15 protein-coding genes are annotated in these 17,321 nt (G+C 74.3%); 9 read left to right on the top strand and 6 right to left on the bottom strand.

Annotated features, from left to right (window positions below; all coding sequences use genetic code 11):
* The first annotated feature begins 5 nt into the window (after positions 1-5).
* Complete coding sequence (locus FHU30_RS26670; RefSeq protein WP_253879402.1) at positions 6-716, top strand: DedA family protein; 711 nt, start codon at positions 6-8, stop codon at positions 714-716.
* A gap of 35 nt (positions 717-751) precedes the next feature.
* On the opposite strand, the gene FHU30_RS26665 is transcribed toward FHU30_RS26670, so the two are convergent.
* Complete coding sequence (locus FHU30_RS26665; protein ID WP_253879400.1) at positions 752-1,870, bottom strand: NAD(P)H-dependent amine dehydrogenase family protein; 1,119 nt, start codon at positions 1,868-1,870, stop codon at positions 752-754.
* A gap of 275 nt (positions 1,871-2,145) precedes the next feature.
* On the opposite strand from FHU30_RS26665, the gene FHU30_RS26660 reads away from it, so the two are divergent.
* Both FHU30_RS26660 and FHU30_RS26655 read left to right on the top strand, forming a co-directional pair.
* A complete protein-coding gene (locus FHU30_RS26660) occupies positions 2,146-3,048 on the top strand; it encodes an SDR family oxidoreductase (protein WP_253879399.1) in 903 nt (300 codons plus the stop codon).
* Positions 3,049-3,052: 4 nt separating this feature from the next.
* Complete coding sequence (locus FHU30_RS26655; protein ID WP_253879398.1) at positions 3,053-3,850, top strand: enoyl-CoA hydratase/isomerase family protein; 798 nt, start codon at positions 3,053-3,055, stop codon at positions 3,848-3,850.
* Between the two features lie 216 nt (positions 3,851-4,066).
* Here FHU30_RS26655 and FHU30_RS26650 read toward each other — a convergent pair whose 3' ends face one another.
* Positions 4,067-4,912, bottom strand: coding sequence for a sirohydrochlorin chelatase (locus FHU30_RS26650; RefSeq protein WP_253879397.1), 846 nt, complete (start codon positions 4,910-4,912; stop codon positions 4,067-4,069).
* Positions 4,913-5,150: 238 nt separating this feature from the next.
* On the opposite strand from FHU30_RS26650, the gene FHU30_RS26645 reads away from it, so the two are divergent.
* The 4 genes from FHU30_RS26645 (at position 5,151) to FHU30_RS26630 (ending at position 9,817) form a co-directional block, all read left to right on the top strand.
* Complete coding sequence (locus tag FHU30_RS26645; protein ID WP_253879396.1) at positions 5,151-8,231, top strand: sensor histidine kinase; 3,081 nt, start codon at positions 5,151-5,153, stop codon at positions 8,229-8,231.
* Positions 8,228-8,668 (top strand): roadblock/LC7 domain-containing protein, encoded by a 441-nt coding sequence (locus FHU30_RS26640; RefSeq protein ID WP_253879391.1) that lies wholly within the window; start codon positions 8,228-8,230, stop codon positions 8,666-8,668. Before FHU30_RS26645 ends, FHU30_RS26640 begins: the two co-directional genes overlap by 4 nt.
* Before the next feature lie 200 nt (positions 8,669-8,868).
* Complete coding sequence (locus FHU30_RS47715; RefSeq protein ID WP_253879632.1) at positions 8,869-9,228, top strand: DUF742 domain-containing protein; 360 nt, start codon at positions 8,869-8,871, stop codon at positions 9,226-9,228.
* Complete coding sequence (locus FHU30_RS26630) at positions 9,209-9,817, top strand: GTP-binding protein (protein ID WP_253879389.1); 609 nt, start codon at positions 9,209-9,211, stop codon at positions 9,815-9,817. The genes FHU30_RS47715 and FHU30_RS26630 overlap by 20 nt, the downstream gene beginning before the upstream one ends.
* 99 nt (positions 9,818-9,916) lie before the next feature.
* Here the strand turns inward: FHU30_RS26630 and FHU30_RS26625 are convergent, their stop codons facing one another.
* Positions 9,917-10,624, bottom strand: coding sequence for a cupin domain-containing protein (locus FHU30_RS26625; RefSeq protein ID WP_308211399.1), 708 nt, complete (start codon positions 10,622-10,624; stop codon positions 9,917-9,919).
* Positions 10,625-11,145: 521 nt separating this feature from the next.
* Here FHU30_RS26625 and FHU30_RS26620 point away from each other — a divergent pair.
* Positions 11,146-13,164, top strand: coding sequence for an elongation factor G (locus FHU30_RS26620; protein ID WP_253879388.1), 2,019 nt, complete (start codon positions 11,146-11,148; stop codon positions 13,162-13,164).
* 13 nt (positions 13,165-13,177) lie between these two features.
* On the opposite strand, the gene FHU30_RS26615 is transcribed toward FHU30_RS26620, so the two are convergent.
* On the bottom strand, positions 13,178-13,774 hold the full coding sequence (locus FHU30_RS26615; RefSeq protein ID WP_253879386.1) for a Uma2 family endonuclease: 597 nt from the start codon (positions 13,772-13,774) through the stop codon (positions 13,178-13,180).
* 145 nt (positions 13,775-13,919) lie between these two features.
* Between FHU30_RS26615 and FHU30_RS26610 the strand changes: the two genes are divergently transcribed.
* Positions 13,920-14,594, top strand: a complete 675-nt coding sequence (locus FHU30_RS26610) for a DUF1707 SHOCT-like domain-containing protein (protein ID WP_253879384.1) — start codon at positions 13,920-13,922, stop codon at positions 14,592-14,594.
* A gap of 334 nt (positions 14,595-14,928) precedes the next feature.
* Here the strand turns inward: FHU30_RS26610 and FHU30_RS26605 are convergent, their stop codons facing one another.
* Both FHU30_RS26605 and FHU30_RS26600 read right to left on the bottom strand, forming a co-directional pair.
* Positions 14,929-15,114, bottom strand: coding sequence for a hypothetical protein (locus FHU30_RS26605; protein WP_253879383.1), 186 nt, complete (start codon positions 15,112-15,114; stop codon positions 14,929-14,931).
* Between the two features lie 182 nt (positions 15,115-15,296).
* The gene (locus FHU30_RS26600; protein WP_253879382.1) at positions 15,297-17,279 is read right to left on the bottom strand and encodes a DUF8508 domain-containing protein; all 1,983 of its coding nucleotides are present in this window, start codon (positions 17,277-17,279) and stop codon (positions 15,297-15,299) included.
* Positions 17,280-17,321: the final 42 nt, after the last annotated feature.

The following is a 17,321-nucleotide window of genomic DNA, read 5'->3' as shown; positions in this document are numbered from 1 at the left end:
GATGAGTGCATCGACCGCACCGCGAGAAGCGCGGAGCGCCTGCCGCGGGGGACGGGATGCTGGAGAACTTCAACGCCTTGGTGGACGGCCTGCCGCCCGCGCTCATCTACCTGGTGATCGCGGCGCTGGTGTTCGCGGAGGCGGCCCTGTTCTTCGGCTTCGTCCTGCCGGGCGAGACGGCGATCGTGGTCGGCGGCGTGCTGGCGAGCCAGCACAAGCTGTCGCTGCCGCTGCTGCTGGTCATCGCGGTCGTCGCGGCCGTGACCGGCGACTCGGTCGGCTACGAGATCGGCCGCAAGCTCGGGCCCCGGCTGCTGACGACCAGGGTCATGGCCAAACACGAGGCCCGGGTCGGCAGGACCCAGGACATGATCCGCAAGCGCGGCGGGTTCGCGGTGGTCATCGGCCGCTTCACCGCGCTGCTGCGCGCCCTGATGCCCGCGCTCGTCGGCTGCTCGCGGATGCCGTATCCGAAGTTCCTGCTGTTCAACTTCATCGGCGGCGTCATCTGGGTCGTCACCTTCACCCTCGGCGGCTACTTCGCCGGGAACGCCTTCGAGCACGTCGCCAAGATCGCCGGCCGCGGCCTGGCGATCGGTGTCGCGGTGCTCGCCGTCGTCGCCCTGGTCGTCTGGCACTTCCGCAAGAAGAAGCGCGAGGCCGAGGAGGAGGCCGAGGCGCTCGACGAGCAGCCCCAGGAGCCCGTCCAGAGCTGACGGCCCGCCCGGACGAGCGATCGGCCCGTCCGGGGTCAGGCGTCGGCGAGGTGGTGGACGGAGGCGCGGCCGAGCACGGGCGGCAGGTCCAGGAAGGTGCGGATGCCGGGCGGCGCGGCGCAGACGACCGGGACGGCGTTCACCGCGTGCGCGGCCGCGGCGGCGATGCCATTGGTGACCCAGTCCTCCTCGGTGGTCAGGGTGATCGACGGACGGCCCTCGACCCGCACCGCGTAGCCGGGACGTCCCCACTCGGGCGCGACCGCCGGGCCCGCCTTGTAGATCGTCTCCAGGCCGATCACCGGGCGCCCGCCGACCATCGCGCTGAACGTCCAGCGGACGGCCGCGACCGTCCCCCTGCGGACCGTTCCGGCGGCGGCCTCGACGTCCTCGGTGGCGAGCCGGAACGCGACGTCGGTGTCCACCTCGGGCGCGGCGAGCCCGAGCCCGGCGGCGACCAGGTGCAGGCTCTCGCCGAAGTGGGTGCGCATGACCGGGCGGGCGTGCCGCAGGAACGCGCCGAACTCGTCCTCGGTGCGGCCGAGGCCGACCAGGTCGTGCAGCATCCGCTTCGAGGGGTGCCCGGAGAAGTCCGAGCACTCGCGCGCGAACACGTGCGTGACCTGCCGCGACAGCCGGGACAGCAGCAGCGGCATCACGTCCGACATGAAGCCGGGATTGACGCCGCTGCCGTGCAGGGACGACCCGCCGCGCGCGCAGGCGTCCTCCAGGCCGTCCACCAGGCCGGGGCCGTGCGCGTGGGGGTAGACGTAGCCGGTCGTGGAGATGACGTTCTTCCCGGACGCGAGTAGCGCGCGGACGGTCTCCAGGTCGGCGAACGGCGCGCCGCCGGGGGCGGGGGCGTAGATGACGCAGTCGGCGTCCAGGTCGAGCAGGGCCTCGGTGGACAGCGTCGCGGTGATGCCGGTCTCGGCGCGGCCCGCGAGCGTGCCGGCGTCGATGCCGTCCTTGGCCGGGTCGAACACCCGGACTCCGGCGAGCTCCAGGTCGGGGCGTTCCAGCACCGCGCGGATGGCGCTGCGTCCGAGCGCGCCGGTGGCCCACTGGACGACGCGGAGCGGGCGGCGCGGGCTCGTGCGGTCCGTCCGGCAGTGGACGGCGCGGGGCGGACGGTCGCCGGGAACCTCGGTCATGCGTGTCCTCCGTACTCGCCCGGATGGGGTGGGGTTCGAGTGGTAAGTCGGAGATCCGAAGCAGAGGAGACTACGCGGGATACCCCGTGACGTGGGCTGGTTGGTGAGATTTCTCAGCGGAGTCCCAGCCACCGGGCCCGCGCGGGGCCGCTGGGAGGGGCCGCGCGCTGTGAGGTGCGCCACCCCGAAGCCGAGCGGGATTCGGTTGGATGGTATTCAGTAACCGCCCAGTGATTACCTGGGAGTAGCAGCCGCCGCGAGGTGAGGAGAACCGGATGTCGGAACTGCGCTATGACGGACGCGTCGCGATCGTGACGGGCGCCGGGCACGGGCTGGGCCGCCAGCACGCGCTGGAGCTGGCCGCGCGGGGCGCGAAGGTCGTGGTCAACGACCTGGGCGGGGACCGCTCCGGCGTCGGCGCGTCCGCCGGCCCGGCCCAGGAGGTCGTGGACGAGATCACCAAGAACGGCGGCGAGGCCGTCGCCAACCCGGACAACGTCGCGACGCCCGAGGGCGCCGAGGCGATCGTCCAGACCGCCGTGGACGCCTTCGGCAAGGTCGACATCGTCGTCAACAACGCGGGCATCCTGCGCGACAAGTCGTTCAAGAACATGACGGTCGAGGAGTTCGACGCGGTCATCGCCGTCCACCTGCGCGGCTCGTTCCTGGTCACCAAGGCCGCGTGGCCGCACCTGCGCGAGAACGGCTACGGCCGGATCGTGAACACCTCGTCCCCGGCGGGCCTGTTCGGCAACTTCGGCCAGGCGAACTACGCCACCGCCAAGATGGGCCTGGTCGGCTTCACCAAGACGCTCGCGCACGAGGGCGCCAAGTACGACATCAAGGCCAACGCGATCGCCCCGGTCGCGTGGACCCGGATGACCGAGGACCTGCTGCCCGCCGACTTCAAGGACCACCTCGGCGTCGACAAGGTCACCCCGCTCGTCGCCTACCTGGTGCACGAGTCCAACCCGGACTCGGGCGAGGTCTACACGGTCGGCGGCGGCCGGATCGCCAAGATGCTCGTGGCCGAGGGCCCGGGCTGGGGCACCAAGGACGCGCTGAGCGTCGAGGCCGTCCGGGACAACTGGGCCGCGATCAACGCGGCCGAGCCGCACACCGTGCCGAAGAACGTGGGCGAGCAGATGGGGCCGCTGATCCAGCAGCTCACCTCCTGAGCCGATGGGCTCGCTGAGGCTCGACCGGCGGGACGGGGTGCTCACGATCGCCCTGTCCCGCCCAGAGCGGCTGAACGCGGTCACCGCCGAGCTGACCGAGGAGATGCTGGACGTCCTCAACGGGCTCATGGGCGACCCCGCGACCCGCGTCGTCGTGCTGACCGGCGAGGGCCGCGGGTTCTGCTCCGGCATGGACATCCTCGGCGACGGCCGGGAGGACGAGTCGTCCGAGGGACGCGTCCAGCGGCTCCACCGGGGCATCGCGCGCGGCGGCGAGGTCACCGCGCGGCTCCGCGAGATCCCGCAGCCCGTGATCGCGGCCCTGCACGGCCCGGTCGCGGGCATGGGCGTGTCCTGGGCGCTCGCCTGCGACCTGCGCGTCGCCGACCCGACGACGCGCTTCGTCGTCCCGTTCACCGACCTCGGCCTGTCGGCGGGGGACTGCGGCCTGTCCTGGCTGCTGCCCCGCCTCGTCGGCCCGGCCAAGGCCGCCGAGCTCGCCTACCTGTCCGAACGCCTGGACCGGGACACCGCCGACGCCCTAGGGCTGATCACCCAGAAGGCGGCCCAGGGCGAGGACCTCGCGGACGCCCAGGCCCTCGCCGACCGCCTCCTGCAGAAGTCTCCGTACGGACTCCGGCGCACGAAGGAACTCCTGAACGCGTCCCTGGACGCCCCCGGCCTACGCGGTCACCTCCTGACCGAGACCAGCGTCCAAACCCTCGCCTTCTTCACCAAGGACCTGGCCGAAGGCATGAAGGCCGTCCTAGAAAAACGCCCCCCCGACTTCCACAACCAGTGACCCCAAACCAAGCAACCCGTCACCGCAACCTGTGACCCCGAGCCACGCAGCCTGTCACTTAGAACCACGCGACAACCGCAACCGGCGCGAACGCGTTAACAACCGTGCGGGGCGAAGCCGAAGGCGAGCCCCGCGCGGTTGATCGCGAAGCGATGCAGCGTTCGCACGAGCACCGGGCCGCGCCCGAGCCGCTAGGCGAGGGCGCGGAGCCGGGGCTCAGGAAGCGAGAGCGCTAGCGAGCGCTTCCGCATAACGCAGAGCCGCGAGGCGGGCGAGTGCGGGGTGGGCGCCGAGCGGGTGGGCCGCGGTGCCACCGACGGCGGCCGCGGCGCGGGTGATGCGGTCGGGGGAGACCTCGGGGCCGATCAGGTGCGGCGCGAGCGCGACCGTCCGGACGCCGGAGGCGCGCAGCTGGTCGGCGGCGCCGCGCAGCGCGGCCTCGTCGTCCAGGGACGCGGTGAAGACCGGGCAGGCGAGCCGGGACGCGAGCAGCACGCTGGTGATCTCGGCCTGCCGGACCGCGGACGCGTCGCCCGGCGCGGCGACGACCACGCCGCCCGCCTCGGTGACCATGGTCATCATCCGGATCCGGTCGGCGCGGGCGAGGCCGGACTCGGCGAGCCGGTCGTGCAGCGCCTCGGCGATCAGCGGATGCGGGCCGAGCGGGTCGGCCGCGACGACCGGGACCGGCGCGGTGGCGACGGCCGCGGCCACCACGCTCATGATCGCCGGGTCCGGGCCGGTGATCAGCGGGACGACCACCGCGGCGGGCTCGTCCGGACGCGCCGGGGCGAGCCGGGACAGCACCGCGCCGAGGCCGTCCGGGCCGCCGCCGATGCTCGCGACCAGCGCGGGCTGGCCGGTGTTCTCCAGCTCGACGTCGCGCGCGAGCTCGGCCGCGACCGCGCCGGCGTGGCCGCTCGCCGGTCCCGGGACGGCCAGGACGAGCGCGGGCGAGCCCGGGGGCAGTAGGAAGGATTCGTCTCCGCGGTGCCGTCCGCCGCGCAGGGCGCGGCTCCGGCGCGACGGAAGTGCCTCGGATGCCTGGCTTTCGGGAGTCACGGCGGGAATCGTAACGCCGTCGGTAGCGCACCGGAACTCACGGTGTCGGAGATGCCCCCGTTCAACGGGGGGTATCGCACCCGTCCGTTACCTGGACAGCGCCCTCGACAAGGGGCGTCCGCCCGGGTCGACAACGGGCCGGTCACGAACAGATCGCGGAGGGGGCGGCGCGGCGTGATCGCGGCATAGTAGGCTCCGCAGACCCCCGCACAATACGCATCGGGAGGGAATCCCGCAGATGTCGTCTAAACGACGGCGGTTCTCCTCGATTCGGACGAGGATCGCCGTGCTGGCCCTGGTGCCGCTCGTGTCGATGGTCGCCCTCTGGGCGTTCGTCACGACGGTGCTCTTCGGCGATGCCAACAGCCTGCTGCAAGGGGGCAAGTTCCAGGACAAGTCGCTGCTGCCCACGCAGCGGCTCATCGTGGAGCTCCAGAAGGAGCGCCGCCTCACCCAGGTCTACATCGGCTCGCACGGCACCCGCGACCAGGTCGACCTGTCGGCCCAGCGCGACCACACCGACGAGGCCGCCGCGGTCGTCCGGGCGGGCGCCCGCGACAAGGGCCTGCGCGGCAGCGTCGGCACGCAGGCGCTGCGCGCGATCGACGGGCTGGTCGCCAAGGCGCAGACCCTCCCCGCGATCCGCCGCTCGATCGACTCGGGCAACCTGCAGCGGCCCGGCGCGCTGGTCGACTACAGCGAGATCATCGACGCCGGCTTCTCCATCTACAACAACGGCACCCCGAGCGGCAGCGGCGCCCTCGCCGTCGACGCCCGGACCCTGACCTCCCTCGCCCGCGCGCACGAGTACCTCTCCCGCGAGGACGCGCTGCTCGCCGGCGCGCTCGCCGCCGGACGGGTCACCGTCGCCGAGCGCGGCGAGTTCGCCCGGCTGAGCGGCTCGCAGCGCACCCTGTACGCCGACACCGCGCCGATGCTGAAGACCGAGGACCGCGCCGAGTGGTCCCAGATCGAGCAGTCGCCGGTGATGTCGCAGCTGCGCGAGATGGAGGACGACGTCGTCCAGAACCTCGCGCCGAGCGAGAAGCGGCTGCACCGGCTGCCGCCGGTCGACGACGACGCCTGGCGCTCGGCGTCGGAGATCATGCGCGACCGGCTGTACAAGTTCGAGAACCAGGTGCTCGACCACATCGTCCGCGACGCGCGCGGCGTCGGCATGGGCGTGTTCCTGCGGCTCGGCATCGCGGGCGGGCTCGGCCTGGTCGCGGTCGTCGCGTCCGCGGTCATCGCCTGGCGGGTCGCGCGGCGGCTGGTCGAGGAGTGCCGCCGGCTCGCGTCCCAGGTGGGCGACTTCGCCCGCGACAAGCTCCCGGTGCTCGCCGAGGCCGCCCGCCGCGGCGAGGCGTTCGACCCCGTCGAGGCGCTCGGCGGCGAGGAGAACCGGGACTACCGGATCCACGAGATCCGGCGCATCTCCCGCGCGTTCGTCCGCACCCGCGACGCCGTCCTGGAGGCGGCCGCTGGCGAGCTGGCCGCGCGCCGCGGCGTCAACGAGGTGTTCGTCAACCTCGCCCGCCGCAACCAGGCCCTGCTGCACCGCCAGCTCGGCCTGCTCGACACGCTGGAGCGGCGCACCGAGGACCCGGCCGAGCTGGCCGACCTGTTCAAGCTCGACCACCTCGCCACCCGCATGCGGCGGCACGCCGAGGGCCTGGTGATCCTCGCCGGCAAGCACGCGGGCCGCGGCTGGCGCAACCCCGTCCCGCTCGTGGACGTGGTCCGCGGCGCGGTCGCCGAGGTGGAGGACTACCCGCGCGTCCGGGTGCAGCCGCTGCCCCGGCTGTCGGTGGTCGGCACCGCCGTCACCGACGTGGTGCACCTGCTCGCCGAGATCGTGGAGAACGCCACCGCGTTCTCCCCGCCCGGCGCGCCGGTGCTGGTCACCGGCCACCGGGTCGGGCACGGCCTGGCCGTCGAGGTCGAGGACCGCGGCCTCGGCATGGACGAGGCGGCGCTCGCCGACGCCAACTCCCGGCTGTCCGACCCGCCGGAGTTCGACCCCGCCGACAGCGCCCGGCTCGGCCTGGCGATCGTCGGCCGGCTCGCCGCCCGGCACGACGTCAAGGTCACGCTGCGGCCGTCCCCGTACGGCGGCACGACCGCGATCGCGCTGCTGCCGGACGCGCTGCTCGTCGACAACCCGGAGCCGGTCGCGATCGCGCGCCGTCCCACGGGCTCGATGACGCCGGCGCCGCTGTCGGAGGGGCCGTCCAACGGCCGCGCGACCGCGACCGCGCCGGCCGTCGTCCGGCTCGTCGCCGAGCCCGTCGCGGACGCCGCGCCCGCTCCGGATGCCGAGTCTGCTTCGGACGCTGAGACGGAAGCGGGGCCGCCGGTCGGGCCGGACGGCCTGCCGCGCCGCCGCCGCAAGCGCCTGGACCCGACCGCGTCGGCCCGTCCGGACCGCTCACCCACCCCGCCGACCGGCGGTCTGAACGGCGCGCTGAACGGCCGCGACGGGCTGAACGGCCGCGACGGGCTGAACGGCATGGACGGCGACCCGACGCGGACCGTCAAGGACACCGCCACTTCGGCCGGCTCGTCCTCGGACGGGGCGTCCGCGGGCTCCGGTTCGTCCGATTCGGAGACCAGCGCGAGCGGGCTGCCCCGGCGCAAGAAGCAGACGCACCTGGCTCCGCAGCTGCGGGACCGGGTGGACGCCCGCCTGGCCGCGCAGGGACGCCCGGCTGCCCAACCGCGTCCGGACGCGTCCAACGGCAACCGCGCGGACGCACCGAACTGGCCGGACGCGAACGGCAACCACCCAGACGCATCGAACGGCAACCGTCCGGACGCGAACGGCGGTCGGCCGGACGGCGCGTACTCCGCGGGGCCGGACGGCTACCCGGCCGCGCCGCACGTCGCCCCCGGCGACCTGGACGCGGCGACGACGGGACCGGTCCCGATCGTCCCGGCGGCTCCGGACCCGAGCGCGAGCGGCCCGTTCGCCGCGCCCGTCCCGACCGGCCCAGCGGACGGCGAGCGCTCGCCCGAGTCGCTCCGCTCGATGCTCTCCGCGATGCAGGCGGGCTGGCAGCGAGGCCGCGCCGAGTCCACCGACGGCATCCGCCAGCCCGAGGCCGGTCCATCCGGCACCGGTCCGTCCGATACCGACCCGCCATCCCACGACAGCCGAGCCGCCGAACCCGGCGCGCCGGACCCGTCACCGACCCGCGCAGCGGGCCCCGACGCGGCGCCCACACCCGCCGCAGGACGCGAGGCAGCGCACGACCCCGCCGCTCCCCCAGGCCCCCCGGAACCGACCACTCCATCCGACCAGGAGGACCAGATTCCATGACACAAGCCCAACAGGCCGGTGGTGCGGCGGCAGGCGAGCTGAACTGGCTGCTCGACAACCTGGTGCAGCGCGTCCCGCAGGTGCAGAACGCGGTGGTGCTGTCCAGCGACGGGCTGCGCATGGCGTCGTCCAGCGGGCTCGCCCGGGAGGACTCCGAGCACATGTCGGCGGTCGCGGCGAGCTTCCAGAGCCTCGCCCGCGGCGCGGGGGAGACCTTCGGCGGCGGGGCCGTCCGGCAGACCATCGTGGAGATGGAGCACTCGTTCCTCATCATCTCGGCGGCCGGGCACGGCGCGTGCCTGGCCGTGCTGGCCGACGCCGGGGCCGACCTCGGCGTGATCGCCTACGAGATGGCGATGCTGGTCACCCGCGTGGGCCAGCACCTGTCGGCCGACCCGCGCTCGGCCGTCGCGGCCGGTCAGCAGGGCGGCGCCTAGCCATGGCCCCGCCCGAGCAGCCGCCCGAGCGGCCCGTCCCGGACGGGCCCGCGGGCGACGCGTTCGCCGGCGCCGGGGAGCGGATCGCCGCCGGCCCCGCGTCCGGCGACCCGTCCGGCCCCGGCCAGGACGGGACGACCGCACCGGCCGCACCGCCCCAGGGCGGCGACGGCTGGTTCGACGAGGCGGCCGGCCCGGTCGTGCGCCCGTACGCGCTGACCGGCGGCCGCACCCAGTACGACGGCCACGACCTCGACATGGTCGCGCTCATCGAGACCTTGGACGACCCGGGCGAACCGGGGCAGGTCCACGGCCTGCGGACGGGCGGCCGCGCCGACGCGCTGGACCCCGAACATGAGATGATCTTGTCGCTTTGCCGCACTCCGCTGTCGGTCGTCGAGATAGCGTCGGACCTTGAACTCCCCCTCGGGGTCGTCCGGGTACTGCTCGGCGACCTGCTCGACCGCTCGCTGGTCCGGGTCCGGCGCCCCGCACCGGTGGCCCAGTTCCCCGGCGAGCGCGTACTCAAGGAAGTGATTGATGGAATCCGTGCGCTCTGATCCTTCCCCGCAGGGCGATTCGGCGCTGACCGTCAAGATCCTGGTGGCCGGGGGCTTCGGCGTCGGCAAGACCACCCTGGTGAGCGCGGTCAGCGAGATCCGGCCGCTGCGCACCGAGGAGGCGCTGACCGAACGCAGCATCGGGATCGACGACACCACGGCCGTGGCCGGCAAGACCACCACGACCGTGGCGATGGACTTCGGCCGCATCACGCTGCCGAACGGCCTGGTGCTGTTCGTGTTCGGCACGCCCGGCCAGGACCGGTTCTGGTTCATGTGGGACGAGCTCGCCAAGGGCGCGCTCGGCGCGGTCGTCCTGGTCGACACCCGCCGGCTCGCCGACTGCTTCCCGTCGGTGGACTACTTCGAGCGGCGCGGCCTGCCGTTCATCATCGGCGTGAACCAGTTCGACGGCTCCGGCCTGCACACCCCGGACCAGGTCCGGGACGCGCTGGACCTGTCCGCCGACATCCCGGTCATCACCTGCGACGTCCGCGACCGCGAGTCCGCCAAGCAGGTGCTCATCACCCTGGTCGAGCACATCATGCGCTCGATGGTCCGCCGCGACCCAGGCGCCCTGACCCGCTGACCCCCGCGGCCCGCCCCCGGCCCCGCGCGTGCCGAAGCGCGCGGGGCGGGTCAGGCGCGTGGCGCGGGTCGGGTAGCGGGGTCGGCGCGGGCCCCCGGGTCAGGCGCGGAAGTCGGCGAAGTCGAAGCCGGGGGAGACGACGCAGCTGACCAGTACCTCCCGGTCCCCGGAGGGACGGGCGGCCTGCCAGTGCCCCGCCGGGACGAGTGCCTGCGGTACCTGGCCGGCGACGACATCGGGCCCGACCACGATCGTCGTCGTCTCCGCGGACGGCCCGTCGCCGTCGCCGCCGATGACGAGGTCGAGCGGCCCGCCCGCATGCCACAGCCACACCTCGTCCGAGCGGACGGCGTGCCACATCGACTCCTCGCCGGGCGGCAGCAGGAAGTAGATGCCGGTCGCGCTGCTGCGCGGCCCCGGGTAGCCCTCCGGCGTGAAGGTCTGGCCGGTGCGCCAGGTCTCGCGGTACCAGCCGCCTTCGGGATGCGGCAGGAGGTCCAGCGCCTCGGCCGTCGCGGGCCGGTCGAGCAGTGCGGAGTGCCGTCCGTCCGGGCCGCGACGCAGGTACCGGACGCGCCGGGCGTCCGACGCGTCCACGACGCCTCGCGGCGGTCCTGAGTCCGGTGCGGGGTCGAGCTCCACCGCGACCACCTGGCCGCCGTCGAACGAGGCGTCGGCGAGCGCGAGCAGCTCGGCGGCGTCCGCGCCGTCGGGCACGTCCGGCCCCCACACCGCGCCGTTCTCCGACAGAACGAACCGGGCCCCCGAACGGCCCTTCCACCCATCGAGCGTCGTCAGCAGCAGCACCCGACCACCGTAACCCCACCCACCCCGTCCGCCTCGAACCACCCAGCCGCACCCTGCCCGCCGCGTCCGCCCCGGCCCACGGAGCGCGGTGCGGATCGGGGGCCACGCCGTGCCGTTCGGTTCGGGGTGGGCGGGGGCGGGGGCGGATCAACATTGGTTCTGACGTGCGTTGATCGGACGTTGATCCTGGTCGGGCAGAGTGTGCCGTGCACGGTCGAGGACCGCGCCGGGACGACTGCGGGCTTGGGGAGCCCGCGCGGGGGCCGTCCGGTCGCGGGGTGACCGTGCGGACTTGCGTCCGGTGGACGGCCGTCGCCCAGGGGGTTTCGGCGCGGGGCCGTCCACCGGCCAGGCCACCATCCGGCAGCGGACGCGCCGAAATTCGCTTGCCCTCCCACCCGCGCCGCGGGCATCGTTGGACGGTCAGGCCACCGAGTGGGGGGAACGGTCCCGAATGCGCCAGGTCCAGGTGATCTCTCAGAGCCGTATCCGGACGAGCGTTCCCAAGGACCTGACCGCACATGACCACCCTGAACCTCGGCGTGCTCGCGCACGTGGACGCGGGGAAGACCAGCCTCACTGAACGACTCCTCTTCGACGCCGGGGCCATCGGCCGCCTCGGCAGCGTCGACGGCGGCGACACCCACACCGACACCGGTGACCTCGAACGCCGCCGCGGCATCACGATCCGCTCCGCCGTCGCGTCGTTCGCGCTCGGCGGGCTGACCGTCAACCTCGTCGACACGCCCGGCCACACCGACTTCACCGCCGAGGTCGAGCGCGCCCTCGGCGTGCTGGACGCGGCCGTGCTCGTCCTGTCGGCGGTGGAGGGCGTCCAGGCGCGTACGCGCGTGCTCGCGCGGACGTTGCGCCGCCGGGGCGTCCCGACCCTGCTGTTCGTCAACAAGATCGACCGGACGGGCGCGCGCGACGCGGACCTGCTGGCGTCCGTCCGCCGCCGCCTGTTCCCAGGCACGGTCGCGTTGAACGCCGTGCACGGCATCGGGACGCGTTCCGTCCGGACCACGCCCTGCGACTTCGCCGACCCGTCCTTCCGCGAGGCGACCGCCGAGATCCTCGCCGAACACGACGACGCGCTGCTCGCCGAACTGGTGGACGGCCGCGTGCCCGAACCGTCCCGCGTCCAGGCCGTCCTGCGCGCCCAGACGGCGGCCGCGCAAGCGACGCCCCTGATCTTCGGCTCAGCCCTCACCGGCCAAGGCACCCACGACCTCCTGGACGCCATCGCGACCTACCTGCCACCCGCACGGCCCATCGCATTCGTGCAAGGCGGCGCTGCAACGCAGGCCGTCGCGTCCGCACAGGGCGGCGCGTCTGCACAGGAGGGTGCCGGTGGACGGTTGCGGGGGACGGTGTTCGCCTTGGAGCGGGGCGCGACGGGCGAGAAGACCGCGTTGGTGCGGCTCTTCGAAGGGGAGTTGCGGCCACGCGCCAAGGTCGTCCTGCGCAGTCCTCATGCGCTCGACCGTCAGGCGCGGGTGACCGGGCTTCGCGTCACCACTGGCGGACGATGGGCCGGGCCTGGTGACATCGTGCGCGTGCGCGGGTTGGCCGAGGCGCGCGTTGGGGACGTCGTCACGACACCCGAAGGCGCCGCCACAGCGGACGTCGCGGAACCGGAGTTCGGACGTCCCACCTTGGAGACGGTCGTGCGCGCGCGGGACGGCGCGGACGCATCGCGCCTGCGGGCGGCGCTCCTCCGCTTGGCCGAGGAGGATCCGCTCATCGATGTCTCGCCGCTTCCCGGCGGGACGACCTCAGTACGGCTCTATGGAGAAGTGCAGAAGGAGGTCATCGGCGCGACGCTGCGCGAGACGTTCGGTGTGGAGGCCGAGTTCGAGGAGAGCCGGATCGTCCACCTTGAGCGTCCTGCCGGGGTGGGCGAGGCGGTCGAGGACATGGACTGGCGCCGGCGCCAGCCGGACTTCTGGGCGACGATCGGGCTGCGCGTCGAGCCGGGGCCGCCCGGCTCGGGCGTGACGTTCCGGCGCGAGACCGAGCTCGGCGCGCTGCCCGCCGCGTTCGACCGGGCCATCGTCGAGACCGTCCACCTGACCCTGGAGCAGGGGCGCTACGGCTGGCCGGTGACGGACTGCGCGGTGATCCTGACGGCCTCCGGGTTCGCCGGGCCGGTGAGCACCGCCGCCGACTTCCGGGGTCTCACGCCGATGATCCTCATGCGCGCGCTCGGCGCCGCCGGGACGCGCGTGTACGAGCCGTACAGCAGGTTCGAGCTGGAGGTCCCGGACGACGCGCTCAGCGCGGTGACCTCGCGCCTCTCGGCGCTGGGCGCGGACATTCAGGATGCCAAGCCCGACCCCGAGGGCTGGCGGATCGAGGGCGAGTTGCCTGCCCGCCGGGTCGGCGCGTTCGAGCGGGAGCTGCCGGGACTGACCGGCGGCGATGGTGTCTGGTGGCCGCGCCCGTCCGGCGACCGTCCGGTGCAGGGGCGTCCTCCAACGCGTCCGCGCACCGGCCCGGACCCCCTCGACCGCAATGCCTACCTCCGCACCCTCTGACCGGGCCCGCCCGTTACTCCATTTCGGAGAGGCGGGCGGGGTCGAAGGTGACGGGGAACGGCAGGTCCAGGCGCACGTCCTCGCCGGAGCGGGCGCGGCGGTGCACTCGGTAGGCGGGGCGGTACGGCGTGCCGTCCAGTTCCAGGACGGTCATCGCGGGACGGGGCTCCAGGTCGACGATCCAGTAGTGCCGGATGCCGGTGGCGGCGTATTCGGCGACCTTGCGGACGCGGTCGGTGCGCTCGCTGGCCGTGCGCGGGGTGACGATCTCGGCGACCAGCAGCAGGTCCGGGCCGTAGTAGGTGCGGGTACGGCGCTCCAGCGCGAGCCGGGCGACGTCGCGGTGGACCACGAACGCGTCCGGGCGGCGGATGCCCGCCGAGGTCGCCACCTCCTGCGGCGCGCCCGCCACGTGCACGTCGGCGTTCGACTGGCGGGCCGCGTCCTTGAGGATGGCGCGCAGCCGCTCGGCGGCGTTGTCGTGCCACATGTCGCCGGGCAGCTCGTGCAGCCAGCCGTCGGCGAGCTCGTGGCGGCGGCCCTCCTCGGGCAGCTCCTCCAGGTCGTAGAGCGTGTAGGGGCCGTGCGGATGGCCCGCGGTGGCGGTCATGTCCGGCACGGGCGAGGACGAGTGATCATCACCTCGCCGAGCGTAGTGGACCGTTCCCGCCGGGTCCCGGTGGCGCGGCCGGATGATCGTCTCGAAAAGCGAGGGAAAGTGAGTTAAGATACATCGCGACTTGGAAGGAGTCCTGATGAGCGACGAGCCTTCGAACACGGTCGCCCACGCGGACCGCACCGGCACGCCCGAAAAGGCCCCCGGCGCAGGAGGGCTGCGGGCGTCCGACCGGGACCGGGACCAGGTGCTCGTCCGGCTGCACAGCGCGTTCGCCGAGGGACGGCTGACCGAGCCCGAGCTGGACGAGCGGATCGAGCGGGCGCTGGCCGCACGCACGATGGCCGAGCTGTCCGCGCTGTCCGCCGACCTCCCCGACCCCGGGACGGCCCATGCCGCGCCCGTCGGGACGTCCGGGAAGAGCGGATTCGGCGGCCGGTTCCAGCTCGCCTACAAGAGCGGCATCCGGCGCGGCGGGCGCTGGCGGCTGCCCGAGCGGCACACGACCGTCGTCTACAAGGGCACCGCGCTGGTCGACCTGCGGAACGCCGAGCTGGAGTCGGCGGAGACGACGTTGCGGGTGGTCGCCTACAAGTCGAACGCGACGATCATCGTCCCGCCGGGCGTCCGGGTGGACGCGGGCGGGCTCGGCGTCTCGACCGAGCTGCACACCGACCCGACACCGGACGCGCCGCTCATCCGCCTGAAGGGGCTCGCCTACAAGGGCGCCATCGACATCACCGACCAGCACCGCGAGCCCGAGCCGCGCCGCCTGCCCACCTTCAACCGCCACGGCTACCGAGGCCACCCCTAACTCACGGTCCGCGACAGCCCCGCAGTGGTCACTGCCGGGTTGCGGTGGGTGGTGCTGTTTCGCAGGAAGGCGTGGGACGGCCCGCCGCCCTCGGTGGGCGGCGGGCGTCGGTTGGTCGGTCGGGTTTTCGGTCAGCCGTTGCAGCCGCAGGAGCAACCTTTCGGGCAGGAGCAACCGCCGCCGTGTCCGCAACTGCATCCACCACTTGTCATGCCTCGGAACGTACCTTCCTCGCGGCGGCGGGGGTAGGGCCGGAGCCGGAAGGGAAGTCTGCCCCTCCGGCCACCCCGGCCGGGGCGGACCGGGCGCGGCAGGACCGCGCCGGCCGCACGTGTCAGCCGTGGATGTGCAGGTCCGCGCCCAGCAGGACGAGGAACCAGAGCAGGATCGCCAGCAGCGCGCCCGCGATGCGGCGCAGCAGGTCGCTGGTCAGGTAGCCCCGGTTCCAGGCCACGAACACCCCGACCACCAGGTAGAGCGTCCCCAGTAGTCCGATGTGGGGGCGGATTCGGATCGCCATCGCCGCGGCGCCTCCTTCCGTGGTGACGGCGGTCGCCGTCGCCCCACGGCTGCCCCGGCGGGTGGGAGGTGAAACGGCGACCGGATTGAGTCCCGACCCCCCGGTCCAATTTCGGCCCTGATCAAACACCGGCCCGGCGCGGCACGTGCGGCGGGAGGCCGCGTGTGCGGTGGGGAGGCGGGTCAGGAGGCGGGGAGGGGCGCGTCGGGGCGGTTGGCGGGGCTGCCGGGTTGGGCGACGGGGGTGGTGGTGGGGGTTACGGGGCCGGTGAGGGTGATCCGGACGACGGACGGGTCGTGGTCGCCTGCGCGGTCGGCGAACTCCGAGGCGCGGTGGACGATCCGGTAGTCGTGGGGGCGCTTCGCCAGCGCGGGGCTGAGCAGGATGTGGTCGAGGTCCTCGGCGACGCCGCCGGAGTCGGCGGTGTAGCGGTCCTGCGGGGCCAGGTCGGACGACAGGTCGCGCAGCCCGGTGTCGGGGGAGGTCAGGGCGCGCAGCGCGGCGGAGCCGTCGCCGGTGCCGAGGTTCCCGGTGACGATCACGTTCGCGTCCGGGGCGGTGCGGCGGACCGTCCGGACGAAGCCCGCGACGGCCTTCGCCTGCGCCTCGCGGCGGGCCTCGCTCGGCCGGTCGAGCGGCTGGCGGCGGCCGTAGGCGATCGGGTCGGCGGACGTCCGGCCGAACCAGTGGTTCGCGACGACGACGAACCGCCGCCCGCGCCAGGTCAGCTCGCCCGCGAGCGGTTTGCGCGACTCGTCCCAGGCGGGGTCGGACGGCGCGACGCGGCCGGGGCTGAGGGTGAGGCGCGCGCCGCCCCGTCCGTCCGGCTGGACGTGGGTCGGCGCGGCGGCGAGGTCCGGCACACCCGGCGCGCCCAGGTCGGACGAGCCGGACGGCCGGTCGGCGAACGCCAGCCCGCGGTCGGTGCGGAACAGGAAGCCGATCCGCCCGTTGGCGCCGCGGTCGCCGCCGTCGGCGTTGTCGTGCGGGGCGACCGAGCGCCACTCGTAGGCCGGGCCGCCCGCCGCGCTGACCGCGGTGATCAGCTCGGACACGGTCTGGTCGGCGGCGACGGTGCCGTCGTCGGCCGCGCCGGAGTTGTCCTCGACGCCGGTCACCGTGACCAGGTCGGGGGAGCCGAGGCCCTCGACCAGGTCGTCCGCGAGGGCGGTGACCCGGTCGGACGGGGTGTCGGGGCTGAGGCCCTCCAGGTTCAGCGTGCCGACCGACAGCTGGTCGGCGCCGGCGGCGGGCGCGGCCTGCGGCTTGAGCCCGCCGTCCGTCCGCGCCGGAGTGGCGGTCGGTAGCAGGACGAAACCGGCCGCGGTGTAGTCGAGGACGCCGTCCACCGGGCCGGGCAGGCGGTCGCCGACGTCGGCGGACGGGAGCGGCGCGAGCGCGTCGGCGAGGACGATCCGCGCCGGGTCGGGCAGCCCGCCCGGACGCGCGAGGGAGCCGCCGCGCCGCGTCCGGTCCTGGGCGCCCGCGCCGCCCGCGGGCAGGACGGGCAGCGCGCCGTCCCGCGTCGGGCCGATCGCGACGGCGTTCACGATCCGGACGCGCATGCCCTCCAGCGAGGAGTAGAACGCGAGCGGGTCGGACCTGGTGTCGAAGGTGCGGTCGGCCTCCGCGTCCCGCTGCGCGCCCGGGAACGAGGCCGGCGCCTTGCGGCCGCCGGGCCCGCCGAGCACGACGGGCGCCGGCAGCGGCTGGTCGTGCGAGGACACGACGGTCTCGGTCGCGTCGATCTCGGTGCGGCTCAGCGCGGACGACCCGGGCCCGCCCGGCCGGAACTCGCTCACCCGCCCCGTCACGCGCACCGCGTCCCCCGGCCGGACCTGCGGCCGGGTGCGGGTGAACACGAAGATCCCGTCAGACGCCGCCCCACCGCCGCCGGGGGCCGGGTCCTGCATCCAGAAGCCGGAGTCGGTGACGGCCGTGGCGACGCCCGCGACGCCGGTGACGTCCCGTCCGTTCAGCGGGGACACGTGCCCCGCGCCCTGGACGTCCCGGATCCGCGCGGCCACCGGCGCGCCCGGATCAGCGAGCGCGACCGCCGACGGAGCGGCCTGCGCGACCGCCCCGAGGGGAGCGGCGAGCGGTGCCGCGAGCCCGGCCGCGGCGAGGCACGCCGCGACCCGTCCAACAGCCGCCGACCTGGTCAATCATCGCTCCACTCGGGTTCCCCTCCGACCGACCGTGCCAGC

The organism is Actinomadura rupiterrae, assembly GCF_024172125.1.
GTDB classification, from domain to species: Bacteria; Actinomycetota; Actinomycetes; order Streptosporangiales; family Streptosporangiaceae; genus Spirillospora; species Spirillospora rupiterrae.
This window is presented reverse-complemented; position numbering and strand designations above follow the sequence as displayed.